Origin of the sequence: Halobacterium jilantaiense (assembly GCF_900110535.1) — an archaeon.
GTDB classification, from domain to species: Archaea; Halobacteriota; Halobacteria; order Halobacteriales; family Halobacteriaceae; genus Halobacterium; species Halobacterium jilantaiense.
Genome location: NZ_FOJA01000001.1, coordinates 2,053,244 through 2,077,397, shown reverse-complemented (window position 1 = coordinate 2,077,397; position 24,154 = coordinate 2,053,244). Strand labels below are relative to the sequence as shown.

At 68.6% G+C, this 24,154-nt stretch carries 27 protein-coding genes; 12 read left to right on the top strand and 15 right to left on the bottom strand.

Going from position 1 to position 24,154, the window contains the following annotated elements; all coding sequences use genetic code 11:
• The first annotated feature begins 117 nt into the window (after positions 1–117).
• Positions 118–1,344: a potassium channel family protein gene (locus BMW35_RS10640; protein ID WP_089669420.1), complete on the top strand. Its 1,227-nt coding sequence runs from the start codon at positions 118–120 to the stop codon at positions 1,342–1,344.
• Here the strand turns inward: BMW35_RS10640 and BMW35_RS10635 are convergent.
• Positions 1,341–1,595 (bottom strand): DUF7536 family protein, encoded by a 255-nt coding sequence (locus tag BMW35_RS10635; RefSeq protein ID WP_089669419.1) that lies wholly within the window; start codon positions 1,593–1,595, stop codon positions 1,341–1,343. The genes BMW35_RS10640 and BMW35_RS10635 overlap by 4 nt on opposite strands.
• An 85-nt stretch (positions 1,596–1,680) precedes the next feature.
• Here BMW35_RS10635 and BMW35_RS10630 point away from each other — a divergent pair, with 85 nt between their 5' ends.
• Together BMW35_RS10630 and BMW35_RS10625 are read left to right on the top strand one after the other, a co-directional pair.
• Positions 1,681–2,637: a succinylglutamate desuccinylase/aspartoacylase family protein gene (locus tag BMW35_RS10630; RefSeq protein WP_089669418.1), complete on the top strand. Its 957-nt coding sequence runs from the start codon at positions 1,681–1,683 to the stop codon at positions 2,635–2,637.
• A 115-nt stretch (positions 2,638–2,752) separates the two neighbouring features.
• Complete coding sequence (locus tag BMW35_RS10625) at positions 2,753–4,162, top strand: outer membrane protein assembly factor BamB family protein (RefSeq protein ID WP_089669417.1); 1,410 nt, start codon at positions 2,753–2,755, stop codon at positions 4,160–4,162.
• Between the two features lie 61 nt (positions 4,163–4,223).
• Here the strand turns inward: BMW35_RS10625 and BMW35_RS15645 are convergent, their stop codons facing one another.
• Positions 4,224–4,385: a hypothetical protein gene (locus tag BMW35_RS15645; RefSeq protein WP_177170823.1), complete on the bottom strand. Its 162-nt coding sequence runs from the start codon at positions 4,383–4,385 to the stop codon at positions 4,224–4,226.
• 110 nt (positions 4,386–4,495) lie between these two features.
• Between BMW35_RS15645 and BMW35_RS10620 the strand changes: the two genes are divergently transcribed.
• Positions 4,496–5,623, top strand: a complete 1,128-nt coding sequence (locus BMW35_RS10620) for a pyridoxal-phosphate dependent enzyme (protein ID WP_089669416.1) — start codon at positions 4,496–4,498, stop codon at positions 5,621–5,623.
• Here BMW35_RS10620 and BMW35_RS10615 read toward each other — a convergent pair.
• Complete coding sequence (locus tag BMW35_RS10615) at positions 5,620–5,838, bottom strand: DUF7511 domain-containing protein (protein ID WP_089669415.1); 219 nt, start codon at positions 5,836–5,838, stop codon at positions 5,620–5,622. The genes BMW35_RS10620 and BMW35_RS10615 overlap by 4 nt on opposite strands.
• A 77-nt stretch (positions 5,839–5,915) precedes the next feature.
• Positions 5,916–7,178 carry a tRNA(Ile)(2)-agmatinylcytidine synthase gene (locus tag BMW35_RS10610; protein WP_089669414.1) on the bottom strand — a complete coding sequence of 421 codons (1,263 nt, stop codon included), beginning with the start codon at positions 7,176–7,178 and terminating at the stop codon, positions 5,916–5,918.
• 154 nt (positions 7,179–7,332) lie between these two features.
• On the opposite strand from BMW35_RS10610, the gene BMW35_RS10605 reads away from it, so the two are divergent.
• The 3 genes from BMW35_RS10605 (at position 7,333) to BMW35_RS10595 (ending at position 10,048) form a co-directional block, all read left to right on the top strand.
• Entirely contained in the window at positions 7,333–8,295 is a 963-nt protein-coding gene (locus tag BMW35_RS10605) for a transcriptional regulator (RefSeq protein ID WP_089669413.1), read from the top strand.
• 69 nt (positions 8,296–8,364) lie between these two features.
• On the top strand, positions 8,365–9,471 hold the full coding sequence (locus tag BMW35_RS10600; RefSeq protein WP_089669412.1) for an outer membrane protein assembly factor BamB family protein: 1,107 nt from the start codon (positions 8,365–8,367) through the stop codon (positions 9,469–9,471).
• 349 nt (positions 9,472–9,820) lie between these two features.
• The gene (locus tag BMW35_RS10595) at positions 9,821–10,048 is read left to right on the top strand and encodes a HalOD1 output domain-containing protein (protein WP_089670410.1); all 228 of its coding nucleotides are present in this window, start codon (positions 9,821–9,823) and stop codon (positions 10,046–10,048) included.
• Between the two features lie 102 nt (positions 10,049–10,150).
• Here BMW35_RS10595 and BMW35_RS10590 read toward each other — a convergent pair whose 3' ends face one another.
• The 5 genes from BMW35_RS10590 to pyrE form a co-directional block, all read right to left on the bottom strand.
• The gene (locus tag BMW35_RS10590; RefSeq protein WP_245708193.1) at positions 10,151–11,314 is read right to left on the bottom strand and encodes a mechanosensitive ion channel family protein; all 1,164 of its coding nucleotides are present in this window, start codon (positions 11,312–11,314) and stop codon (positions 10,151–10,153) included.
• 175 nt (positions 11,315–11,489) lie between these two features.
• On the bottom strand, positions 11,490–11,735 hold the full coding sequence (locus BMW35_RS10585) for a glutathione S-transferase N-terminal domain-containing protein (RefSeq protein WP_089669410.1): 246 nt from the start codon (positions 11,733–11,735) through the stop codon (positions 11,490–11,492).
• A gap of 90 nt (positions 11,736–11,825) precedes the next feature.
• Positions 11,826–13,262, bottom strand: coding sequence for an NCS2 family permease (locus BMW35_RS10580; protein ID WP_089669409.1), 1,437 nt, complete (start codon positions 13,260–13,262; stop codon positions 11,826–11,828).
• 120 nt (positions 13,263–13,382) lie between these two features.
• Positions 13,383–14,102, bottom strand: coding sequence for a phosphoribosyltransferase family protein (locus tag BMW35_RS10575; protein ID WP_089669408.1), 720 nt, complete (start codon positions 14,100–14,102; stop codon positions 13,383–13,385).
• An 83-nt stretch (positions 14,103–14,185) separates the two neighbouring features.
• Positions 14,186–14,710: an orotate phosphoribosyltransferase gene (gene pyrE, locus BMW35_RS10570; RefSeq protein WP_089669407.1), complete on the bottom strand. Its 525-nt coding sequence runs from the start codon at positions 14,708–14,710 to the stop codon at positions 14,186–14,188.
• Between the two features lie 82 nt (positions 14,711–14,792).
• Between pyrE and BMW35_RS10565 the strand changes: the two genes are divergently transcribed.
• The gene (locus BMW35_RS10565) at positions 14,793–15,275 is read left to right on the top strand and encodes a GNAT family N-acetyltransferase (RefSeq protein WP_177170821.1); all 483 of its coding nucleotides are present in this window, start codon (positions 14,793–14,795) and stop codon (positions 15,273–15,275) included.
• 153 nt (positions 15,276–15,428) lie between these two features.
• On the opposite strand, the gene BMW35_RS10560 is transcribed toward BMW35_RS10565, so the two are convergent.
• The gene (locus tag BMW35_RS10560) at positions 15,429–15,974 is read right to left on the bottom strand and encodes a CDP-2,3-bis-(O-geranylgeranyl)-sn-glycerol synthase (RefSeq protein WP_089669405.1); all 546 of its coding nucleotides are present in this window, start codon (positions 15,972–15,974) and stop codon (positions 15,429–15,431) included.
• Between the two features lie 85 nt (positions 15,975–16,059).
• Here BMW35_RS10560 and BMW35_RS10555 point away from each other — a divergent pair, with 85 nt between their 5' ends.
• Together BMW35_RS10555 and BMW35_RS10550 are read left to right on the top strand one after the other, a co-directional pair.
• On the top strand, positions 16,060–16,899 hold the full coding sequence (locus BMW35_RS10555; RefSeq protein WP_089669404.1) for a proline dehydrogenase family protein: 840 nt from the start codon (positions 16,060–16,062) through the stop codon (positions 16,897–16,899).
• 47 nt (positions 16,900–16,946) lie between these two features.
• Positions 16,947–17,549, top strand: coding sequence for a DUF502 domain-containing protein (locus BMW35_RS10550; protein ID WP_089669403.1), 603 nt, complete (start codon positions 16,947–16,949; stop codon positions 17,547–17,549).
• Positions 17,550–17,684: 135 nt separating this feature from the next.
• Here the strand turns inward: BMW35_RS10550 and BMW35_RS10545 are convergent, their stop codons facing one another.
• The gene (locus BMW35_RS10545; RefSeq protein ID WP_089669402.1) at positions 17,685–18,611 is read right to left on the bottom strand and encodes a branched-chain amino acid transaminase; all 927 of its coding nucleotides are present in this window, start codon (positions 18,609–18,611) and stop codon (positions 17,685–17,687) included.
• A gap of 142 nt (positions 18,612–18,753) precedes the next feature.
• On the opposite strand from BMW35_RS10545, the gene arcD reads away from it, so the two are divergent.
• Positions 18,754–20,226, top strand: a complete 1,473-nt coding sequence (arcD, locus tag BMW35_RS10540; protein ID WP_089669401.1) for an arginine/ornithine antiporter ArcD — start codon at positions 18,754–18,756, stop codon at positions 20,224–20,226.
• Positions 20,227–20,300: 74 nt separating this feature from the next.
• Positions 20,301–21,344 carry a ferredoxin--NADP reductase gene (locus tag BMW35_RS10535; RefSeq protein WP_089669400.1) on the top strand — a complete coding sequence of 348 codons (1,044 nt, stop codon included), beginning with the start codon at positions 20,301–20,303 and terminating at the stop codon, positions 21,342–21,344.
• An 88-nt stretch (positions 21,345–21,432) separates the two neighbouring features.
• On the opposite strand, the gene BMW35_RS15375 is transcribed toward BMW35_RS10535, so the two are convergent.
• From BMW35_RS15375 to BMW35_RS10520, 4 genes are all read right to left on the bottom strand, one after another.
• The gene (locus tag BMW35_RS15375; protein ID WP_143052191.1) at positions 21,433–21,849 is read right to left on the bottom strand and encodes a hypothetical protein; all 417 of its coding nucleotides are present in this window, start codon (positions 21,847–21,849) and stop codon (positions 21,433–21,435) included.
• Between the two features lie 44 nt (positions 21,850–21,893).
• A complete protein-coding gene (gene ribB / locus BMW35_RS10530; protein ID WP_089669399.1) occupies positions 21,894–22,553 on the bottom strand; it encodes a 3,4-dihydroxy-2-butanone-4-phosphate synthase in 660 nt (219 codons plus the stop codon).
• A complete protein-coding gene (locus tag BMW35_RS10525) occupies positions 22,537–23,262 on the bottom strand; it encodes a DUF120 domain-containing protein (protein ID WP_089669398.1) in 726 nt (241 codons plus the stop codon). Before BMW35_RS10525 ends, ribB begins: the two co-directional genes overlap by 17 nt.
• 97 nt (positions 23,263–23,359) lie before the next feature.
• Complete coding sequence (locus BMW35_RS10520) at positions 23,360–24,133, bottom strand: hypothetical protein (RefSeq protein ID WP_089669397.1); 774 nt, start codon at positions 24,131–24,133, stop codon at positions 23,360–23,362.
• Between the last annotated feature and the right edge of the window lie 21 nt (positions 24,134–24,154).

Below are 24,154 nucleotides of genomic sequence, written 5' to 3'. Positions count from 1 at the left end.
GGCTAGGGTCGCCCGCGCCGGTCCTAATGGGTATCGGTTTTTCGTGTGGATTTGCGGAGTTTCCTTCCGGTTCCGGTCACGCCAACGTTTAACGCGGGCCGGAGCGAACCGTCTGGCATGGGTGGCCGCGTCGAGTACGAGCCGGCGAGCGCGAAGGAGCTCCTCGTGGAGCTCAAAGACACCGCGGAGCTGCTGGTGGACCTCTCGTTCTCGGCGGTGCTGCACGGCAGCGACGACGTGGCCGAGGAAGTCCTGCGGCTGGAGGAGCGCATGGACATCCTCCAGTTGCGGGCGCGGATGACGCTCCTGATGGCGGCTCGCAGCCCCGAGGACGCCGAGTCGCTGGCACCGGTCCTCGGGGTCGTGGCGGCGACGGAGAAGATGAGCGACGCCGCCGGCGACATCGCGAAGGTCGTGCGTGAGGACGTCGGGCTGCCGGACGCGATGCGCGCCGCGCTCCCGGAGGCCGCGGAGTCGCTGGTGCGTGCCGAACTCGGTGCGGACTCGCGGTACACCGACCGGACGCTCGGCGAGGTCGACCTGGAGACCGAGACCGGGGTGCGGGTCATCGCCATCCGCCGCGAGAACCACGGCGAGTCCGGGCCGGGCGCGGGCACCGACTGGCTCCCGAACCCGGACCGCGAGACGACGCTGCGGGCCGGCGACGTGTTGCTGCTGCGCGGCCCCGAGACCGGCGTCGCGGGCGTCTTCGAGACGGTGACCGGCGTGGCGTACGACCGGCCGGCACCCCCGGAGCCGGACGTCGCGGACCTGGAGCGCGCGGTCGACTCTGTCGTCCTGATGAAGAACATGAGCGAACTCGCCGTCGACCTCGCGTACGGCGCGGTGCTGTTCGACGACGACGGGCTCGCGGGCGAAGTCGTCGAGCTGGAGGCCGAAGTCGACCAGCTGAAGTCGCGGTTCGAGGCGTGGACGCTGCGGGCGGCCGCCGACGTCCCGGACCCGGTCTCGCTGCGGGGCCTCGTCCACATCGCCACGGCGACCGAGGTCATCAGCGACGCCGCCGTCGAAATCAGCGAGGGCGTCCTCCGCGGGCTCGACACCCACGTCGTCGTGCAGGAGGCCGTCGAGGCCTCGGACGAGGTGGTCGTCCGCGTCCCCGTCGAGGCCGGCAGCATGCTCGCGGAGACGACGCTCGGCGACGAGCGCGTGAAGACGCAGACGGGCATGCGCGTGGTCGCCGTTCGGCGCGCGGAGACGGCGACCAGCGGCGAGACGTGGGTGGTCGAGCCCGGCCCCGACACGGCGGTCCGGGCGGGCGACGTGCTGCTCGCGAAGGGAACCAGAAGTGGTGCCGACCGGCTGCGCGGCCTCGCCGCCTAGTCGAGTGACCGGCTGACCCGGTAGGCCGCGCCGATGGTGAACAGCGCCGTCGCCAGCAGCGTCGTCGTGAACGCGAGGACGAGCGCCAGCCCGGCGAGATACGGGGTCGGGTACGGCGACCCGCCGGACGCAACCACGAACAGCCAGTACGTCCCGAACGCCACCAGGACGCCGACCGCCAGCCCTCGCTTCGCCTGAGTGACGACGTCCAGCGTCCGCATCAAGTTCCGTACGCCGGGCCGCTCGGACATGGACGGGAGTTGTGGCGGCCCCGCAATAGCAGCGTCGGTTCCCGTACCGAATCGCTGAAGGTACGGCCGCCGGAATTAGGGGGTGATGACGACGCTCGGCACCGCGTCTGCGGCCCCCGGCGAATTCGACACCGGTCGGCTCTCCGTCGGCGAGAGCCGGGACGGTGCCACCGTGGGGCTGCCGGTCGCGGTCGTGAACGGTGAACGCGACGGCAAGACACTCTACGTACAGGCCGCCAGCGACGGCGACGAACTGAACGGCGTCGGCGTCGTCCGGCGCGTCGTCCCCCAGCTCGACCCCGCCGAGCTCGCGGGCGAAGTTCGCGTGGTGGGCATCACGAACCTCCCCGCGTTCAACGTCGCCGAACACCGCAACCCCATCGACGACACGAAGATGAATCGGGCGTACCCGGGGAACGCGGACGGCTCCTCCAGCGAGCGCATCGCGCACGCGACGTTCTCCGCCGCGTCGGACGCCGACCTCATCCTCGACCTCCACCAGGGCTCGACGTCCCGGATGATCAACGAGGTGCGGGTGCGGTGTGGCCGCCACCACCGCCTCCACTCCCGGTGTCTCGAACTCGCGAAGGTGTTCGGGACGGGTCACGTCCTCGACCAGAAGGGGCCGGAGGGCCAGCTCGCGCGCGCCGGCCCGAACGACGGCATCCCCACCATCGACCCCGAGCTCGGCGGCTGCGTCGGCTGGGACGAGGAGTCCATCCAGTACGGCGTCGACGGCGTCTTCAACGTCCTCACGCACTACGGCTTCCTCGACGGCGACGTCCAGACGGAGCCACAGACGCGCGCGAAGGAGTTCGACCGCTTCGGCTCCCCGGTCGGCGGCCTCGTCGACTTCCAGGTCGACCTCGGCGAGCGCGTGAGCGCGGGCGACACGCTGTTCGAGGTGACGGACGCCTTCGGCACCCTGAAGGCCACCGTCACCGCCGACAACGACGGCATCTTCTGGCGCACTCGCCGCCTCCCGCAGGTCGCGACCGGCGAGTACGTCTGTTCGGTCGGCACCAACGTCGACACGTACTAACACGTCTACAGCTCGCGTCCCGCCACGCGACAACTCGCGCCCGCTCGCGGCGTCTACAGGGCGCGCAGACGGCCCCCGTCAGTTATTGTTCTGACTGGAGTACGGACGGTCACTGATGCCCTCCACCAGTCGCCGTGATGCACTCCGCTTGCTCGCTGCCGGCGGCGTCGCCGGCCTCGCCGGCTGTAGTTCTTTCAATCTCGGCAAGAGCAGTCCGAACGAGAAACCACCGGCGTCACTCGGCACGTCGTGGTCGCCGTCCGAGGACGCGTGGCCGTTCCCAAGCGGGGACCCACAGAACACCGCACAGAGCCCGGACGGCGTCCCGTCGCAGCCGACCGTCGAGTGGACCGACGGTACTGGCGGCGACTCGGTGGCGGCCGAGGAACGCGGCGACCTGGTCGCCGCGACGCCGAGCCGAGTGGTCGCCGCGAGGCAGTTCGACGACGGCGTCCATCTGCGCGCGCTCGCCGCGGACGGCACGCGGCAGTGGGACCGCCGACTCGAATTCCCGTCCGAACACCCGAACCCGCGGTACGGCGGCCTCGTGGACGGGTCGCTGTACCTGGTCGGAGCTGGCAACGATGTCGTCGCCCTGAACGCGGCCGACGGCACGGTGCGCTGGCGGCGAAACCTCTACGAGCAAGTAGCCGAGGATGTACCAGCGAAGTTCTTGTTGCGGAACGGCTCGTCCGAAGACTTCGCGGCGATGCTGCTGGCGACCCCGGAGACCCTCTACGTCCAGACGCCCTACGGGATTCACGGTCTCGCGCCGTCGGACGGGACTGAACAGTGGCGGCTCCGCTTCACTGCCGAGTTGAGCGACACGGTGCTTGCGCGACCAGTCGGCCTCGCGGTGACCGACAGCGGGGTGTGGGCGAGTTACGCCTGGCCTGCACCGCTGCTGTTTGCGGTTGAGCTGGGCGAGGATGGCCCGAGAATACAGCGGACCCGCCTGCCATTTCGGGACTACCCCGGCACTCCAGTCGCAGTCAGCGACCGGACAGTCGTCCTCGCGAGCGGCGTCACGTGGTCAACGAGGCCGGGTGAAACGCTGGCCGTCGGAGCGACGACAAACGACACGGAGTGGCAGTTTCCGGGGCACACGGGCGAAGGCGGAGCAGCGTATTCGCGGCTGGCGACCGACGGCGAGCGGGCGTTCGTCTGCCAGGCCACAGAGCAGCCCGAGCGGATGGTCGTCTCCGCGCTCCGCACAGAGACCGGGAAACTAGAGTGGAGCCACCGCGAGTCGCTCGCGGACCGCGACGTTCGAGTCGCCGACGGGCAGACGTTCCGGCTCTGTCAGACCGTGGTGGCGGGTGATTCGGTTGTCGTCGGGTTCGGCCAGCGGACTGACGGGGCGATGGACCGCGGGGCGATACTCGCCCTCTCACGCGACGCGGGCCGCGTCCGGTGGCGCGCCGACATCCCCGTCGCACCCGAGGGCGTGATGGTGACGCGCGACCGGCTCTACGTCGGCGGGCAGCGGGGTGGAGTCGTGGCGCTGGGGACTCGCCGGTCGTGACTACGGAAGGCCGCGAGCACGTCGGTTCGGACGCCATCGACGTGGACGCGTACTGACTGGCTCAGGCGTCGCCGCGGGACGGCGCGACCGGGACGGTGATTGTCCGGTCGACGGCGAACAGCGCGAACAGCGCGAACAGGGCGTACAGTTCTTCCGTACCCGTGAGCACGCCCAACACACCGAACACGCCGAGGACGCCGAGCCGGCTGACGCGGAGTTCCATGCGTGAGCGTACACGTCACCGGCACTAAACGACTGCTCCGAGTCCTGCCGCGCGGGAATGCGTTGGCCGGCACCGCCACGCTCAGGTGGAACGGCCGCGTGTGTCGACGCATGCTCGAATGCCGGTCCTGTGGCGCGACCTACGAGTCGGGACCCGACGAGCCGTGGCGCTGCGAGTGCGGGCACGCGCTCGACTTCGCCGAGTCGCCGGTGCCGGACACCGACGAGCCCGACGTGGCCCGCCAGCGCGGGCTGTGGGCGTTCGCCGACTTCCTCCCGGTCGGTCCGGAGGTCACCCTCGGAGAGGGCTGGACGCCCGTCACCGAGTCGGCCGAGTGGGACGCCCAGTTCAAGCTCGACTACGTGTTCCCGTCGGGCAGCTACAAGGACCGCGGCGCGGCGCTCACGCTCTCGCGGGCCGCCGAACTCGGCGTCGAGCGCGTCGTCGAGGACTCCTCGGGGAACGCCGGCGCGGCCATCGCGCAGTACGCCGCACGGGCCGGCGTGGACGCCGACATCTACGTCCCGGCGGACGCCAAACAGTCGAAGCTCGACGCCATTGAGGCGGCGGGCGCGACGCCCGTGCGAATCGAGGGGAGCCGGCAGGACGTGACAGACGCCTGCGTGAGGCGCGTGGAGCAACGCTCCACGGAATGGTCGAGCGGCGATGAGCCGCGAGACGAGGCGGTGGGCGACGAGGCGTGGTACGCGAGCCACGCCTGGAACCCGGCGTTCTACGCGGGCACGGAGACGTTCGCGTACGAGCTCGCGGCGCAGCGCGACTGGGCGGTGCCGGACGCCGTCGTGCTCCCGCTCGGCCACGGCACGCTGTTCCTGGGCGCGTACCGGGGGTTCCAGAAGCTCCGTGACGCCGGATGGACGGACGACGTGCCGCGGCTGCTCGGCGTGCAGGCCGCGGGCGTCGCCCCGGTCGTCGAGGAGCGCCACGGCGAAGCAGCGGCCGGCGCGAACGACGCGGCCGACGGCATCCAGATTCGGGAGCCCGCACGCCTCGACCAGCTGCTGGCGGCCATCGGGGAGACTGACGGGGACGCAATCGCGTGCGGCGAGTCGGAGACGGAGGCCGCGCTGTCGGCGCTCCACGAGCGCGGCTTCTACGTCGAACCGACGAGCGCGGTGGCCGTCGCTGGGCTCGAAGCCTACCGCGAGAACGGCACGCTCGACGGAGGCGAGGACGTCGTCGTCGCGCTGACCGGGAGCGGGCTGAAGGCGGACTAGCGGCAGTCCGAGAGGTCGACGAACGAGTCGTCGGCCGCCGTCAGCCACGTGGTGACGAGCTCCTCGGCGTCGGCGTCCGCCGGGAACAGCGTACACTCCTCGCCGTCGTCGGCCGACTCCACCCGGGCGATGACCTGCCCGGCGGCAGCGCTCTCGGGCTGGTCGTCGGGCTGTGCAGCGGCGTCGTCGGAGCGAGTGCGGCTGCCCGGCGTCATATTTCCACGTTCCACGACCGTACGGTAAAGGGTTGGGGCCCCTTGCGGCGGACCGAAAATCCCCGCAAAACACTTACCTATCGTTCGGGGTGGGTGGGCGCGTCCCACTCGCCGCGGACGAGCGGGCGGGCGATGTGCCGGCGCGCGCACGGCGGCACCTCGTACCAGCCGCGGTCGAGGTCGCGGCCGAGCGGGCGGCGCTCTTTGCCCGGTGCGCTGGTGTGGCAGTCCCGGCAGCGGTAGCCCTGGTCTGCGCCCGCGCTCTCCATCGAAGTCCCGCAGTCCGGGCACGTGGGGGTGACGCGCTCGGTCGTCACGAGGTCCCGGACCGCGAACTTCTCCAGTTTGAGCGTGCCGTCGGCGACCTCCCCGCAGACGGCGACGCGGTCGCCGGGACGCAGCCCTCGGACGTGGCCGCGGAAGCGCTTGGTCGGCTCGAACGCCACGCAGGCGAGACGGTCGCCGTCGGCTTCGACATCGAGGAAGACGTGGCCGCCCTCGCGGGTCTCGGGGTCGGCGGCGACCGTCGCGTCGACGCGGTACGCGCGGCCGTCCTGCACGTCAGCGAGCGCGGCGTCGGCGAGGTGGGCGTCGGTGCCCTGATTCGTCACGAACAGTTCGCTGGTGTGGACTCGCTCGCTGTCGATTTTGTCGGCGACCCACTGCACGGTCTCGGGGTCGTCGCCGCGAATCCCGTAGAGGATTGGGCCGGGTGTGTGCGGGACGCAGACGAGGTCGCCCTCCGCCCGGTCGACCGTGTCCCACGCGTCGGGGTAGGCGGCGTCGGCCGCGGCGAAGACGCTCTCGGCGTCGACATCCCGGGTGGTTCCCCAGCGCTCGCGGGGCCGGTAGTGGATGCTCTCGTACGTCCAGTCGTCGAACGCCGTCCACGCGCCGACGGCGGCGAGCGCGCCGACGACGCCGCGACCGTTCCCCCAGCCCGCGGTCTGGTAGCCGTGGGCGGCGGCGAGCGACTCGGCCTCGCCGGGGTCGATATCCTCGCGGAGTGCGCGCTCGGCAAACGCAGCGACTGCCGGCGGCGCGTCGGCCTCGTGGGCGACGACGACGCCGGGGTTCGTGCGCTCGTCGTCGACCTCGGCGTACTCCTCGACGACCCGCGAGGCCACGTCGAGTCCGACCGCGGGGTCGACGTCGGCGTGGACGGCGAGCGCCGCGTTCCCCCGCGTCTTGTACGCGACAGCTGGGTTCAGTCGGACGAGCAGGATTCGGTGAACGTCGACGCCCGCGGCCCGGAGTTCTTCGGCGACGAGGTGGGCGGCGTACGTCGTACACATCCCCGCCGTCCGGGAGTCCGTGTCGTCGAGCGCCACGACGGTCATGCCCGGGCGTACGGCGGGCAGCGGTTTTCCGGTTGCGGTCGGGCGGCCGCGGCGTCGGACGTGATGGTTCGGTGGCGTGACTGTCGAAACCCGGGGCAGGCGGGCGTCTCGCCCGTCACAACGCATATATGGCCCGAAAGACTTACCACGCAGTATGTCACGGTCGGCTCTCATCGAGAACGTCACCGCGATGCTCGCAGACGCGGGCTTTTCGGTGAGCGACCGGTGTGCGACGCGCCCGAAGAGCTTCGACGTCGCCGCGCGCCGCGGCGACGACGTGGTGCTGCTGAAGATTCTCGGGAACATCGACGCCTTCGACGCCGAGACCGGCGCGGAGATGCGGCGGCTCGGCACCTACCTGCAGGCGACCCCGCTCGTCGTGGGGCTCCGCACGCGCGACGAGAAACTGGAACCGGGCGTCGTGTACTTCCGGCACGGCGTCCCCGTGTTCAGCCCGGACACCGCGATGGAGCTGTTCGTGGAGGGACTGTCGCCGCTGGTCTACGCCGCGCCGGGCGGCCTCTACGTGAACATCGACGGCGACGTGCTCTCGGACCGCCGAGAGGAAGAGGACCTGAGTCTGGGGAAGCTGGCGACCGAACTCGGCGTCTCCCGGCGGACCGTCTCGAAGTACGAGGACGGCATGAACGCCAGCATCGACGTGGCGATGCGACTCGAAGAGCTGTTCGGCGGCGACCTCACGTCGCCTGTGGACGTGATGGAGGGGGCCGAGGACGTCCGGGACGCCGACCCGACGCCCGAGGACCCAGAGGCCGCGCCCGAGGACGTGCCGGTACTGTCGGTGCTCGCCCGCGTCGGCTTCGAGGTCCACCCGACGGTTCGCGCGCCGTTCAAGGCCGTCAGCGAGGAGTCGGCGGGCCCTGACCGCCTGCTCACCGGGCACTCGTCGTTCACCGAGGCCGCGGTGAAGCGCGCTCGCATCATGAGTTCCGTCGGCGAGGTGACGCACACGCGGGCCGTCTACGTCGTCGACGAGGCGAGCCGGGAGGCCGTCGACGACACCGCCATCGTGGAGCGCGAGGAACTGGAGGACATCGACGACTCCGAGGACCTCCGGGACCTCCTGATGGACCGCGGCGACCCGCAGGAGGCGTAGTTCCGCGCGTCGTCTGCGGCCAGTCCTGTCTGAAAGTACACTTTTCTTGCCGGCCGGTATCGCCTCTGTATGAACAGACGGGAGTTCCTCGCGACCGCGAGCGTCGCGTCCCTGGGTGTCGTCTCCGGATGCACCGGAGGCGAGTCGGAGACCGAGTGGGGCGGCGCAGTGTCGGAGGCCGAGCCGGGCGGCTGGCGGTTCCACAGGAGCGACGCGCGCCTGTCCGGCTCCTCGGATGTCTCCGTGCGGCAGCCGGACGGAGTCAGCGAAACGTTCGAGGCGAGGGGGGTACTCACGACGGACTCGCGAGCGTGTTTTGGGCCGGGTGTGCGGTGTGTTCGGGCCTCGGCAAGCGAGAGCGAGAACGAAACGATGGCGGAATCCGGGTGGTTGCGCGGTCTCCCCGGCGACAGGGCTGTCGTGCTGTCGTCGGGAGCGGTTCTCGTGTACGACCTAGCGTCTGGGAGCGTTCGGCACGAACAGTCGGTCGCAGACGACGCACGGCACCCGAGAGTCGATAGCGAACACCTCTACTACTCGACTGAGGACAGCGGAGCCGTGCGGATACTGCGGCTCAGCGACGGCGAGGAGTGGCGCGTCGACGTCGGGCAGCCCACGCGCGTCGGTGCGGTCGCTGGGAAGCAGCGAGTAGTGAGTTGGAGCGGCGGGACGGCAGCGGTCGGTCCGGGTCCAGAGATTACGTGGTCCCGGTCGCTGGCGAATCCGAGCGCGGCGTCGGCGGACGGCGACCGCGTCTACGTCGGCACGACCGAATCGGGCGGCGGGCGCGTCGTCGCGCTCGACGCGGCGTCCGGCGAGGAACTGTGGAGCGTCCCGATGTCGATGGCTGTCGGGACGCCGACAGTCGGCGAGACGTACGTGTTCGCGGGCAGCACGGAGTTGACTGATGGACCCGAGCAGCCCGGGCGTCTCGTCGCCATCGAGAAGACGACTGGCACGGTACAGTGGGAGCGGGAGTCCTACGCCGACCGGGCGCTGCTCGCTGACGACACACTCCTGCTGGAGGACGGATACGACCGACCGCTCGTGGCGCTCGACGCAGCGACGGGCGAGGAGCGCTGGCGGGCGCTCCCGGACGGTGGAAATCCAGTCACCGTCTCCGACGAGGGGCTCTACGCGAAGACGGCACGCGACAGCGTGGCCCTGCTGTCCTGAGCCGTTACACCACAGTCCGGAGTCGAGGGGTTCTATTAGCGCACAGGAGACGACACCGCGTGCCCGCAGTCTTGTTAGAGCAGTGCAATTTATTTCCGGCAGCAGCGGTGCCCGAAGTCGTACACGCATTGTAGTTGGATTTCCAATCAGTCTCCGAGGGGCCGCGAACACGCCGCTCTCCGGGGGTTATTGCGAGTTGGTTACCAGAACCCTGTACACTAGTCACGGAAGTTATATTTGAGGTGCGGTCACAAGCAGAGTACGCAGAATGTTGAGCACGAATCGAGGAGCCACCGATGCTGCGCTTGCCGAGTCGAGTCCACTCAGCCGAAACTTCGCGTGGACGGACGTGAGGCCGGCAACCGCCGTCGTCGAACTCGTCGCAGAGGCCACGGACGAAAACCCGACTGCTCTCGACCCGCTTCACGACGCCATCGACCCCGACGCGCTGAACCGAGTCGTCGAACCGACCGAACCGAACGCCAGCGGCAACCTCCGCGTCTCGTTCTCGTATCAGGAGTTCTTCGTCGTCGTCCGACAGTCCGGACAGATCACCCTGTACGACCTCGACGAGTGAGCGGTCCGGCCACCGAGTTTCCTTCGACACAGCCGTAGCGACGGCGCAATCAGCGAAGTCACGCCCGGCGAGCGACCGCTCCAGACGCGAGTTCCCAGCCCGTCAGCGCTGCGTCTGTCGGTCCTGCTGTTCGACGCGGAAGCCGCCAGTCTCCTCGCGGCCGAGCAGTTCGCGCTGCGGGTACGGAATCTTGATGCCGGCGTCGTCGAGCGCCCCCTTCACGTCCCGGACCACGTTCGCGGTCGCCATCGCGCGCTTCGCGGGGCTCGGGTGGTCGATCCAGAACCGGCACTCCAGGACGACCGCCGAGTCGCCCAGCGACGTCGGCACCACCTGCGGCGTCGGATTCGAGAGTACGTGGTCGACGTCTTCGAGCGCGTCCTGAACGACTGCCTCGGCCGCTTCGATATCGGCGTCGTAGTCCACGCCGACGTCCACGGACAGCCGCAGGCGGTCGAGGCTCGTGCGGTTCGTCACCGTCGCGTTCAGGACGTTCTCGTTCGGGATGACGACCTCCTCGCCGTTCGGGTTCCGGATGCGGGTGTTGATGATGGTGATGTCGGTGACGGTGCCCTCGTCGTCGCCGATGGCGACCCAGTCACCGATCTCGAACGGCCGCGCGACCATCAACACGAACCCCGCGATGAGCGACCCGATAGTCGTCCGGGCGGCCGTACCGATGACGATGCCGAGGAAGCCCGCGCCGACCAGCAGCCCGCCGAGATTCACGCCCCAGACGGACAGCGACGCGATGGTCGCCGCGACGAGCACGCTCACCTGCAGCACGCGGAACACCACGCCCTTCTGGTGCTGGTTCAGCGCGTCGGACTGCTCGGCGTACGCGTCCACGCGGTCTTCGAGAACGTCGATGCCGACGAGCGTCGCCGCCACCAGCGAGACGGTGATGAGCACGCGCACGAACAGCGGAATCGTCCCGAGGATAGTTTCGACGGCCGCCACGGCGACGTCGACGTACCCCCAGATGACGAGCACCATCAGGGACACCAGCACGAACAGCGCGAGCTGGATGGTGCGGACGACGAGCGTCACCGGGAACCCGACGTCGAAGGAGTCGAGGTCGACCGGGACGCGTTCGTCGGAGAGGATGCGGCCGGTCACTTCCCGGTGGACCGTCCGGACGATTCGCGGCGCGAACAGCCACGCGAGCAGCGCCGCGATGGCCGCGAGGATCACCGTCGCGCCGACCCGGGCTTGCGTCGACGCGAGCTCCTCGAGTATCGAGCTGATTTGCTGGACGGCGTTCACAGACAAGGTTCATAAGCCAGTGCTACCGCAAAAAAGCGTGGATACCGGCGACGGCGGTTCGCTGCCGTTCTCAGGCCCCGTACGTCTCTTCGAGGTACTCGACGATATCAGGTCGCCCAGCTTTTCCGCTCCGAGCGCTCACGCGCTCTCCGCGCAAAACCTGGACCAAAACGACCTATGCGCCGTACGTCTCTTCGAGGTACTCGACGATATCGTCGCTCTCTGCCATCCCGTCGATGCCGTTGTCGGTGTCGACGAGTACGGGAACGCCGGTCTGGCCGCTGACGTCCTCGACTTCGCCGCGTTCGCTGTGCGAACTCGGGACCTCGTGTTCGACGTAGTCGAGGTCGAGTTCGTCCAGTTTCGTCTCGACTTTCGCGCAGTACGGGCAGCCCGGGAGCTTGTACAGTTCGAGTGCCATGGTGTGCCGTAGACGAGCGAGCCCCAAGAGTGCGGTGGACCGAGCGGGGACGGCCGCTTCGACGGCACTGCGGGCGAGTGGCGGCGACCGCTACACTGCGGCCGCGAGCACGCCGCTCGTGCGGACGTAGAAGTAGACGACGAACGCGCCAGCGAGCAGCCACTGGCCCAGTTCCACGTCGTCGAACTCGCCGGCAGCGACCTTCGCGATGGGGTAGGAGATGATGCCGGCGGCGATGCCGTAGGCGATTGAGTACGTGAACGGCATCACGAGGATGGTGAGGCCGGCCGGGATGGACTGCGTGATGTCGTCCCAGTCGACGGCCGTGACGTTCGCGAGCATCAGCAGCGCGACGACGACGAGCGCGATGTGGCTCGCGTACTGGGGGATGGCGGCGGCCAGCGGGACGACCGCCAGCGACAGCAAGAAGAGGACCGCGACGACGAGCGCGACCATGCCGGTGCGGCCGCCCTCTTCGACGCCGGTCGCGGACTCGACGTACGTCGTGACCGTCGACGTGCCGAGCATCGCGCCGAACGTGGTGCCGACGGCGTCCGCCATCAGCGGCTCGTCGGCGTCCGGGAGGTCGCCGTCGTCGTTCAGGAAGCCGCCGGCCTGCCCGACGCCGACGAGCGTGCCGGCGGTGTCGAAGAAGTCCACGAAGAAGAACGTGAACACGATGAGCGCGAAGCTGAACGCTTCGACGTTCCGGAACCCTTCGATGAACGCGCCGGCCAGCGGCGTCACGTCGTACTGGGCTTTCGGGAGTTCGCTGGCGGCGAATCCGCCGTTGCGGACGAACTCGCCGGCGAGCACGCCGGGGTCGACGACGCCGGCGTACGTGAGCGCCGCGCCGGTGACGGTGGTGGCGACGATGCCGATAATGATGCTGCCGGTGACGCCGCGGGCCTGCAGCGCGACCGTGAAGAACAGGCCGACGACGGCGAGGATGGCGACCGGGTTCTGGGCGAGGTCGCCGAGCGCGAGGATGGTTCCGGCGTCACCGACGACGATACCCATCGCCTCCAGGCCGATGATAGCGAGGAAGAGCCCGATACCGGTGCCGACCGCGAACTTCACCGGTTCGGGGAACAGTTTGATGACGTACTCGCGAGCGCCGACCGCGGTGAGGGCGATGAACAGGATGCCCTCCACGAAGACGGCCGCGAGCGCGGTCTGCCAGGGGACGCCGAGCGCGCCGACGACGGTGAACGCGAAGAAGGCGTTGAGGCCGAGGCCGGGCGCGAGCCCGAACGGGCGGTTCGCGTAGAACGCCATGACGAGCATGGCGACCGCGGACGCCAGCAGGGTGACGACCGCCAGCATCTGGACGGTCTCGGCGTAGCTGTAGTTGGCGAGCGCGATTCCGGGTTTGACGACCTCGCCGTCCTGCGTTATCTGGGTCATGACGGCGGGGTTGACGACGACGATGTAGGACATCGCGAGGAACGTCGTCACGCCTGCGACGACTTCCGTGCGCAGGTCCGTGTCGTGTTCGTCGAAGCCGAAGTAGTCAGCGAGCCCCATGATGCACGTTCGGCCACATCCTACCGCGATACTTGAGGCTTGTTATGCACGTTCGACGTTCGTGTCGAGTAACAGTTTCCTCATCCTCGAACGATGCGCGAACATGTATAGAATTCGGCGTTACAGCGCGTCGAGTTCCGTGAGCGCGCCGACCGGGGCGTCCGTTCGCTCGCGCGCCCGGTCGATGCCCTCGTCGCCGGCGGCGATGAGCGCGAACACGCCCGTGACGTCGGCGTCGGCCGAGTCGGCGATGTCCAGCAGGAGTTCCTGGGTCTCCCCGGAGCGGATGAGGTCGTCGACGACGAGCACGGTGTCGCCGTCGTCGAGGGCCGATGCCGGCAGGTAGTAGGTGAACTCGATGCCGGATTCGAGGCGCTGGCGGGCCTCCACGAACTCCTCGACGGCGGTCTCCTTGGACTGCTTGGCGTACGCGCAGTCCGCACCGTAGTAGGAGGCGAGCGCGGCGGCGAGCGTGATGCCGTCGGTGGCGGCCGTCAGGACGACGTCCGGCACCTCGAAGTCGAACGTCTCGGCGGCGACGGGCGCGACCAGGTCGAGGAAGGACTGGTCGAAGACGACGCCGGAGTTGTCGACGTAGCCGTCGTCGTCGACGTGGATGCGTGCGGCGAGTTCGTCGCGCAGGAGGTCAGCGCCGGCGTCGCGAACGACCTCGCGGGCGCGGTCCGCGCTCGGGAGGACGTGGCCGTTCACGTAGCGGTTCAGGTCGCCGGCCGGCAGCCCGGTATCCGCGGAGAGTTCGTCGTAGGTGCGGGTCTCTTTCAGCGTGCGGAGGACGTCGACCGCCTGCAACTGCAGGGCGGCCTTCTCGGCTCGATTCATATCGATACACACGTTTCCACAAACTTGAATACCTCGAAGCGCAGCGTGCGGGAAGGAACCACAAACGCGCTCACGTCGCGTCGCTACTCGGCGTCCAGCAGGTCGCTCGCCGTGGCCAGCGCCTCCATCTCGACGCCGTGCTCGGCGAGCAGTTCGCGGCCGCCCTCCTCGCGGTCCACGACGATGAGCGCGCGGTTCACGGTCGCGCCCGCGTCCCGGAGCGCCTCCACAGCGTCGACGGCGGACTGGCCGGTGGTGACGATGTCCTCCACGACGACGACCTCCTCGCCGTCGTCGAGCCGTCCCTCGATTCGGTTCGCGGTGCCGTACTCCTTGGCCTGCTTGCGCGCGATGACGTACTGGACGCCGGCCTCGGTCGCGGTCGCGGCGGCCAGCGGCACGCCGCCGAGCGCGACGCCCGCCAGCTTGGTGTCCGTATCGATGCGGTCGGCGAACGCCTCGGCGATGGCGCTCAGGCAGTCGGGGTCCGTCTCGAATCGGTACTTGTCGACGTAGTACTCCGAGGTGCCGCCGTGCGAGAGTTCGAACTCGCCGTACTTGACGGCGTCTGCGGCCCGCAGGGCGGCCACGAGGTCGTCGGTGGGCATCGGTGGACACGGCGTGCCCGTCGGACAAAAGCCCCCCGGTCCCCGCCCAAACGCTATGCCGTGTGTCCACGAACGTCACGACATGAACGTTCGTGAGGCCAGGCCCGGAGACGCGTCGGCCGTCCGCCGGGTCGCGGACGCCGCCTGGCACGACGCCCACGCGCCCATCGTCGGCCCGGAGACAGTCGAGGAGTTCCTCGCCAACTACTACGACGTGGCGGACCTGCGAGCGCGCTACGCGGAGGACGACGGCAGCACGACGTTCGTCGCCGAGGACGGCGAGGTCGTCGGGTACGCGACCGGCGTGCCAACCGACGACGCCTACGACCTCGCAGCCATCTACGTCCACCCGGACCGTCAGAGCGAGGGCGTCGGCAGCCGGCTGGTCGAGACAGTCGAGTCGCGGGCCCGCGAGACCGACTACGACACGCTCCGACTGGTCGTGATGGCCGACAACGATTCGTCGCGCGGCTTCTACGAGGCACACGGCTTCGAGCACGCCGACGACGACTACGACTCGGAGTTGGGCGTCCAGAACTGCATCTACGAGAAGCGGCTCGACTGACGCCACAGCCGGTAACACCGAGCATCCGCGAGTGAGCGTTCACGAGAGCGGAGCTCTCGTGCAGCCCATCAGAAACGCTCCGCGTTTCTGAGGACGGTCCGCAGGACCCGAACGACGCGGTTCACTCGCGGCTTCGCCGCGAGGCCGACGGTACTACCACGGCTCGTCCTTGAGGCCGAGCGCGTACGCGATGCCGTTCGTGAGGAGGTGGAGCGCGGGCGTGAGGACGACGACGGCGACCAGAACGGGGATGGTGAACGTCTCGCCGAACCACGCGGGGGCGGCGGCGGCGGTGAGCGCGAGCGCGACGACGACGAAGTCGAGCTGGTCGACGAGCGGGAAGGCAGCGCCGCGCTCGCGACCAGTCCGGCGCTTGAGGAAGGAGGCGAGGACGTCGCCGAGCATCGCGCCGAACGCGAGCGTGAGCATCGCGGCGGCGGGGAACTCGGGGAGCGTGACGCCGAGTGCGTCGGCTGCGGCGGGGCGGGCGGCGTTGAGCGCGACGGCGAGGGCGACGCCGACGACGGTGCCGACGGCGGTGCCACGCCACGTCTTGCCGTCCCCCAAGAGGCGGCTGTCGCCCCACGTGCGGCCGCCGTCGATTGGGCGGCCGCCGCCGGCGAGAACGGCGGCGTTGTTCGGGACGTACGCGGGGAGCATCGCCCACACGGCGACGGCGACGGTGCCGACCAGGTCCATGCGGGTCGGTGGTCGCGCACCACTCAAAAAGCCGCGGGTTCCCGCGAGCGGGGTACTTAAGGGACGGCGACCCCCAGGTTCGTGTATGATTCCGCCCATCGCGAGCCGGTTCGTCGCGGGGGAGACGCCGGCAGAGGCAATCCAGCACGCCGACGACCTGAACGACAGGGACGTGAAGGCGATTCTGAACCTCCTCGGGGAGCACTACCACGAGCGCCCGCCCGCAGACGATGACGCACGGCAGTACCGCGATCTGGTGCGGGACATCGCGGACACGGACGTCGACGCCTGCGTCTCGGTGAAGCCCTCCCAGATCGGACTCGACGTCGGCGTGGACGTATTCCGGGAGAACCTCGAGAGCATCGTCGAGGCCGCCGACGACCACGGCGTGTTCACGTGGGTGGACATGGAGGACCACGAGACGACGGACGCGACCCTCGACGCCTTCGAGGACTTCGCCCGGAAGTACGAGGGCGACGTCGGCGTCTGCATTCAGGCGAACCTCAAGCGCACCGAGGACGACCTCGAACGGCTCGCGGACGTGCCGGGGAAGGTCCGGCTCGTGAAGGGCGCGTACGACGAGCCCGGTGACATCGCGTACAGTCGGAAAGAGCGCGTGAACGAGGCGTACCGCGACTACCTGGAGTACATGTTCGAAGCGTTCGACGACGGCGTGGCGGTCGGCAGCCACGACCCCGCGATGATCGAGTACGCCGCCGACCTCCACGACGAGTACGGCACCGACTACGAGGTCCAGATGCTGATGGGCGTGCGGGAAGACGCCCAGACGGAGCTGGCGGCCGACGGCGTGGAGACCTGGCAGTACGTTCCGTACGGCGGCAAGTGGTTCTCGTACTTCTACCGGCGCGCGATGGAGCGCAAGGAGAACCTCCTGTTCGCGGTTCGCGCAGTCGTCGGCCGGTAGGGAGAAAGCTCGAAATCACTATACGTGGTCCGTCTGTGGGTTCCGGTATGAGTTCCTGGAAGCGGGACTTCGCGAGCGGGCTCGTCGTGCTCGTCCCGATTCTCGTCACGCTGTACGTCATCTACTGGCTGTTCGGGCTGCTCTCCAGGCTCTCGCTGTTCGCGACCCAGATCAGCGACCCGGCACAGGCCGTCGGTCTGACGCTGGTCGTCTTCGTGCTCGTGGTGTTCTCCGTCGGCTACCTGATGCGGACGGCCGTCGGCGGCATCGTGGAGGCCGTCATCGACGACCTGATGAACCGGCTGCCGGTGTTGCGCATCGTCTACAACGCCTCGAAGATGGCGGTGGAGACGGTGCTGTCGGACGGCGCGAGCGAGTTCCAGAAGCCGGTGAAAGTCGAGCCGTGGCCGGGAATGCGGCTGACGGCGTTCAAGACCGGGAAGACGACCGACGACGGCCGCGAGGTCGTGTTCATGCCGACCGCGCCGAACATCACGACGGGGTTCGTGATGGAGCTCGAACCGGAGGACGTCCAGGAGGTCGACGAGTCCGTCGAGGACGCGCTGACGAGGGTGTTGAGCGCCGGGTTCGGGGAGAACGACGACGAAGTCGCCATCGACAATCTGGTCTCGGACGACGACAGCGAGTAGCGTAACGGCCCCACAGTTCTCGTCGCAGTCTAGTCGCCCGCGTCGATGCACGTCGCGGAGCGGTGCGCGACATCGACGACGACGTAGCGGGTCGGCGGCGTCGCGAGCCGCCGAGAAAGAGCGTCCGTGGCTGTCCTAGACGTAGTGGAACCACTCCTCGCGGTCGCCGGCCTCGACGAGGTCGAAGAACGCGGTCTGGAGTTCCTCGGTGATGGGGCCGCGGCCACCGTTACCGATTTCGACGTTGTCGACCTGCTTGATGGGCGTGACCTCGGCGGCGGAGCCCGTGAAGAACAGCTCGTCGGCGGTGTGGAGTTCGCCGCGGGAGATGGAGACGTTGTCGTGGACGGTGTAGCCGCGCTCCTCGGCGAGTGTGATGACGGTGTCCCGCGTGATGCCGTCGAGGATGCTCTCGGAGAGCCCGGGCGTGTAGAGTTCACCGTCGCGGACGAGGAAGAGGTTCTCGCCGGGGCCTTCGGCGACGTTACCCTCCTTGTTGAGGACGATGGCCTCGACGAAGCCGTTGCGGCGGGCTTCCTCGCCGGCGAGCATGCTGTTGACGTAGAGGCCGGTGGTCTTGGCGTTCGTCGGAATCTGACTGGAGGCGTGCTTGCGCCACGACGACACCATCACGTCGACGCCGTTTTCGAGGGCGTCGTCGCCGAGGTAGGTGCCCCACGGCCAGGCGGCGATGGCGACGTCGGTCGGGCAGTCGCCCGGGGAGACGCCCAGCGACTCGTAGCCGTAGTAGGCGAGCGGCCGGATGTAACACGACCGGAGGTCCTGGCGGTCGACGAGTTCGACGGTGGCCTCGGTGAGTTCCTCGCGGGTGAACTCGATGTCGAGGTCGTAGGGCTTCGCGGACTGATAGAAGCGGTCGAGGTGTTCGTCCCACCGGAAGATGGCGGGGCCGTTGTCGGTGTCGTAGACGCGGACGCCCTCGAAGATGCCCGAGCCGTAGTGGAGCGCGTGAGTGAGAACGTGCACTTGCGCGTCCTCCCAGTCGACGAATTCGCCGTCCATCCAGATGGTGTCGACATCCATCTCGCTGAAACTGGCCATGTGCGGCGGGACGCACTAGTCAGTCATAAAACCACGAGTGACGGTTCCCGCGATGCTCGCCGGTAGTCTCGACAACCGGCGGAAATATCCATGAATAATCTAACCGTCGAGCTTAATTACCCGAGTGAATTATCTCGCGTCGATGAGCGAGTTCACACCGCTTGCCTACGAGGACATCGACGAGGCCCACCGGCCCAGTCTCCGGGAGGCGCTGGTCCCGGTGCTGGCCGTCGTCCTCTCTCTGGGCGTCGGCTCGGGCTACCTCGGGCTCGCGCCGCACGCACCGCTGCTGTGGAGCATCGCGTTCACCGGGCTGTTCGCGCGCTACCGGCTCGGCTACGACTGGGACTCGGTCTACGACGCGGCCGCCGCCGGCCTCCGCATGGGGCTGCAGGCCATTCTCATCCTCTTCGTCATCTACGGCCTCATCGCCACCTGGATCAGCGCCGGCACCATCCCCGGCCTGATGTACTACGGGCTCGGCGCGCTCACGCCCGCCGTCTTCCTGCCCGCCACGGCGGTGCTGTCCGCTATCGTGGCGTTCGCCATCGGCTCCTCGTGGACCACGGTCGGCACCCTCGGCGTGGCGTTCGTCGGCATCGGGAACGGCCTCGGCATCCCCATCGCGATGACCGCGGGTGCCATCGTCTCCGGCGCGTACGCCGGCGACAAGCAGAGCCCCCTCTCTGACACCACGAACCTCGCGGCCGCCGTCACGAACACGAACCTCTACGACCACATCAAGGGGATGCGCGTCGGCACCGCCATCGCGTTCGGGCTCTCCGTGCTCGCGTACGCCGTCCTCGGCGTCTACTTCGTCGAGGGCGGTGCCACGAACGTCGCCGCCATCAGCGGCCCGCTCGCCGACAGCTACGCGCTCGGTCCGCTCGTCTTCCTGCCGCTCGTGGTGACGTTCGGCCTCGCACTACGGGGCTACCCCGCGCTCCCGTCGCTCGTCGCCGGCGTCTTCGCGGGCGCGCTCACCACCGCGGTCGTGCAGGGCGTCGGCTTCACTGCCGCCTGGGACATCTTCCTCAACGGCACCGAGCCAGCCACCGGCAGCGAAGCCGTGAACAGGCTCCTGAACGCTGACGGCCTCGCGGGCTCGGCGTGGACCATCTCGGTCGTCGTCGCCGCCCTCTCGCTCGGCGGCCTCCTCGAACGCACCGGCGTCCTCCCGACGCTCACGCACCACCTGACGCAGGCCATCTGGTCGCCGGGGTCGCTGGTCGCTGGGACCGGTGTCGCCGCCATCGCGACGAACGCGTTCTCCGCCCAGCAGTACATGAGCATCGTCATCCCCGGAGTCAGCCTGCGGAACCTCTACGACGAGTACGGCCTGAACGAGCGGGACCTCTCCCGCGCCGTCGAGGCCGCCGGCACGCCCACCGGCCCGTTCTTCCCGTGGCACGCCGGTGCCGTCTACATGACCGGTATCCTGTACATCAACCAGCCCGCCGCCATCTCGTGGTGGTGGGCTCCGTACTACTTCTTCGGCATCCTCTCGCCGCTCGTGCTGTTCGCGATGGCGTTCTCCGGCCACGGCTTCGACCAGACGCCCGCCGACGTGGACACCGACGAGGTCGGAGAGAGCGGCATCGTCGCGGACGACTGACCGACGACTCGCTGTGGCTCGCTGGTTCCCGTGACCGGCGACAGCCTGAAACGGGTGGCCGACGGGGTACCTGTATGACAGACGCCGACGTCCGTCCGCACGCGTCGCAACACGACGCCATCGGCGACCTCCCGCTGGTGACGAGGTCGGCGACCGTCACCGAGGTCGAGACGATGGACCAGGACCGGCGGCCGGAGGTCGTCGCGGCCGTCCGCGAGTGGCTGGCGGACCGCGGGCTGGACGGCGACTACCCCGAGGTCACGCGGGACACCGACCTCGGCGGTCTGGCCGGCGACCTCGGCGACGCCGGGTATCCGGGGCTCGCGCGGAAGGTCGCGACCGTCGCGGAGCGCTACGACCGCCCGAAGCCGATGCTGGCGCGGGCGCGCTTCGACACCCACCAGGACGTCGACTTCCTCGCCGGCCAGTACGTCGGCCTGCGCTACGACGGCACCTCGCGGGCGTACTCGCTGGCGAACTCGCCGACCGAAGACGAACTCGAAATCTGCGTGCGGCGCGTGCCGGGCGGCCGGCTCTCGCCCCGAATCTGTGACGGGCTCGCGGTCGGCGACGACGTGAGCGTCCGGGGGCCGTACGGCGACCTCGTGCTCGGCGAGCAGTCCGAACGGGACCTCATCTTCCTCGCGACCGGCACGGGCGTCGCGCCGATGAAGAGCATGCTCGACTACGTCTTCGAGACGGGCCGCGACGAGTACGGCGGCGAGCGCCGGGACGTCTGGCTGTTCCTCGGCGCGGCGTGGGCCGACGACCTCCCGTACCGGGCGGCGTTCCGGGCGCTCGCCCGCGAGCGCGAGAACTTCCACTTCGTGCCGTGTCTGAGCCGCGAGCCAGTGCTCTCGGACTGGGACGGCGAAACCGACTACGTCCAGCACGCCCTTCTCAAGCACACCGACGCGAGCGCCGTCACCGCGCCGCTCGGCCGTCGGCTGGAGCGCTGGCTGCAGGAGGAGCCGCGGTCCGGCGTTCGGGCGCGCATCGACCCGTCGAACGCCGACGTCTACGCCTGCGGCATCAACGCGATGGTGTACAGCCTCGTCACCGCGGCCGAACGGCTCGGCGTGCCGGCCGGCCGCATCGAGTCAGAGGGGTTCGGGTAACGAATTCGGGACTACGGGCCGCCGTCACCGAGGACGGAGAATCTGTGAAAATCGCCCTGCGTAAGGTTTGAGAGCATGGCTATTTCTTCTATGGGAGCTTGATAGACAGAGACATGTCGGTTATTCCAGTCAGTCCCTCAGCCGCCGCTCTAACGCCGCTAACTATCGTTCGTGAGCGTCTATCTGATTTTTCGCGCTCAATACGTCCTCGGGCGCGTCTGAAGTTTATCCTGATGTTGTCTGCCTCGTCACGGATGTGGCGACGAATCTCTTGGAGTTGAGAGTGAGTGTACGGCTCCTTTCCAGCAACTTCGGCCATCTCTGGAGTTACGAGTCTTCCACGATTGTACTTCCTTTTGAGTTCCCGAACCTCATTCGTGAACTCCAGCCGTACAGAAGTAATCTCGGAGGCAGGCAACTCCTCCAAGTTTTCCACAGAGTAGCGTTCTTTCCAGTCCTCGATTTTTCGCTCCACCCTCTCTGGAGGAACCTCGGGAGTAACCATACGGTACACAACACTTGCTACCCGGAAAATACCAGTGGCAACCCTTACTGGAGTGCGTCGAGCAGCTCGCTGCCTTCGACGTACGCGAAGTCGTGGCGGTCGGCGTACGCCTTCGCGTCGTCGACGGAGAGCGCGCCGCCGGTCTCGTCGTCGAGCATCTCGCAGACGACGACGGCGGGCGGGACGCCGGCCTCGCGGGCGAGCGCGACGCCGAGTTCGGTGTGGCCCTGCCGGTCGGCCAGCGACGGGGCGGCGCGGAGGACGTGGACGTGGCCGGGCGCGCGGAACGCGTCGGCGAACGCGACGGCGTCGGGGTCTGCGGCCGCGCGGCCGAGTTCCGAGATGGTGAGCGCGCGGTCGTCGTCCGTGATGCCGGTGTAGGTGTCGCGGTGGTTCACGGTCAGCGAGAACGACGACCGGTCGTCGTAGCCGAGGTGGCCGTGGTCGGCTGCCGGGTGGTCGAGTTCGTCCACCACGAACGGCAGCTCGAACGCGTCGGCGACCGGCTCGGCGAGCGCGACGCAGACGAGGCCGCCCGCGTCGTTGCGCATCCGGGCGACGTCAGCGGGCTCGACGGACGCAGCCGGGTAGACGAGGTCGACCTCGCCCTCGCGGTCGGCGGCGTCGTGAACCAGTACGGGGTCGCCGTCGCGGAACGCGGCGACCGCGCTGGCGACGGCGGTGGCGTTACTGCTCTTCGACACGGATGGTCACCTCGTCGTCGTCCAGGAGGCCGAGTTCGTCGCGGAGCTTCTCCGGGGCGATGACCTCGAGTTGGCTCTCGTCGTGGTGCGTGCGGTCCGGGACGATGACGTGCGCGCCGTCGAACTCGCCGGCGGGGGCGTCCGGGTGGTCCTCGCGGACGACGACCGTACAGCGGTAGCAGGTCGCGGACCCGTACGTGCGCTCCTCGTCCTCCCAGCCGTCGATGGGGACGCCGCCGAGTGACTCCATCGCGGAGCGGGCGCGCTGGCTCTCGGCGTCGAGGTCGACGTTCAGCGTGCCCGGGTAGGGGTCGTAGCCGAGCTTGTCGACGAACTGGCGGTTGTAGCCGGGGAGACTGATGTAGTGTCGGCCCTCGCCCATGCCGCTGGTGACGACGCCGGTGAGGTCGAGTTCGCCGGGGTCGTCGAAGATGCGGCGGTAGTCCTCGTACTCTCGTTCGAGCGCGCGCTCGCCGGCCTCGGTGAGTGCGACCCACTGGCCGTCGCTGACGAGGTCGCGGGTGACGTAGTCGGCGTCCTCCAGCGCCTGGAGGCGGCGGGAGGCGGTCTGGTTGGAGGCGTCGAGGCGGCCGGCGAGGTCGCCACACGACACCTTCACCTCGCCGCGGTGGCCGCCGTCGAGCGCGAGCAGTTTGAGCACGGCGAGTTCGTCGTAGCCGACGTCGCCGGTGCCCGTGGCTCCTGACATGTCTCGGCGTTGGCCCGCGGCCCGCATAAGGATACCGGATGTGGAACGCGTCTCGGAATTGAGCTAGTCGGCGCTCGGGCGGGCGCTCACGACCCCCTCAGAGGTTCCGAGGAACTTCGTGGATGATCAACCCCTGGTCCGTGACCAGGACGACTACGTGGTCGGGGGCAGCGGCCACATCGGTGTAATCAGCGTCTTCATTCGTGTAGGTGGTCGTTCTCCGCTCGGCCCCGACAGAGGCTGTCAATTGGTACGCCCCGGTTCGGGACACGACCTGACTGAACTCCACGCTTTCGTTGCCGGACAGTGCCCTGCGATAATCGTACGCGAGTTCGTCTTGGCCCTCGTGCCGCATCGACAACGAGAACTCCTGGTTTTCACTCCCCGTATTTACGACCCATATCGTCGGCGGAGCCGCGTTTGTCGACTGGTTCGGCCCACTGTACGGGTCTTCGGCCGTCACGGTGTGGTGGCTCAGTTCGATTCGAGTCGTCGTTTCCCGCGAAACACCGTAGATAGCCATCGATGCGGCGTCAGTCTCCCCGCCGCTCGTCGAGTAATAGTACGGGTATCGGACCTGAGCGTAGTATGTACCTCGGTCTTCGGCCACGACGACGGCGTCTCTCGTCGTCGTGCAGCATCCGACGCCGTACTTCCCCTCCTCGTAGCGGTCTTCGAGGTGTTGCTCCAAGAACTGTTGCTCGTACTCCAGCGCGTACGATTTCACGGAAGAGTTGTTGAGTTCCTGTGGCTGTTCTAGTGGCGGAGTCAGTTGCCCCCCGTTCGAATCGGTGCCGCCCCCGGTTGTACCGAGACAACCCGCGGAGACGACGATGAGGAGCACGCACGCTGTTCGGGGACCAATCTTCATTGCCACTATATGGGTTTGCTT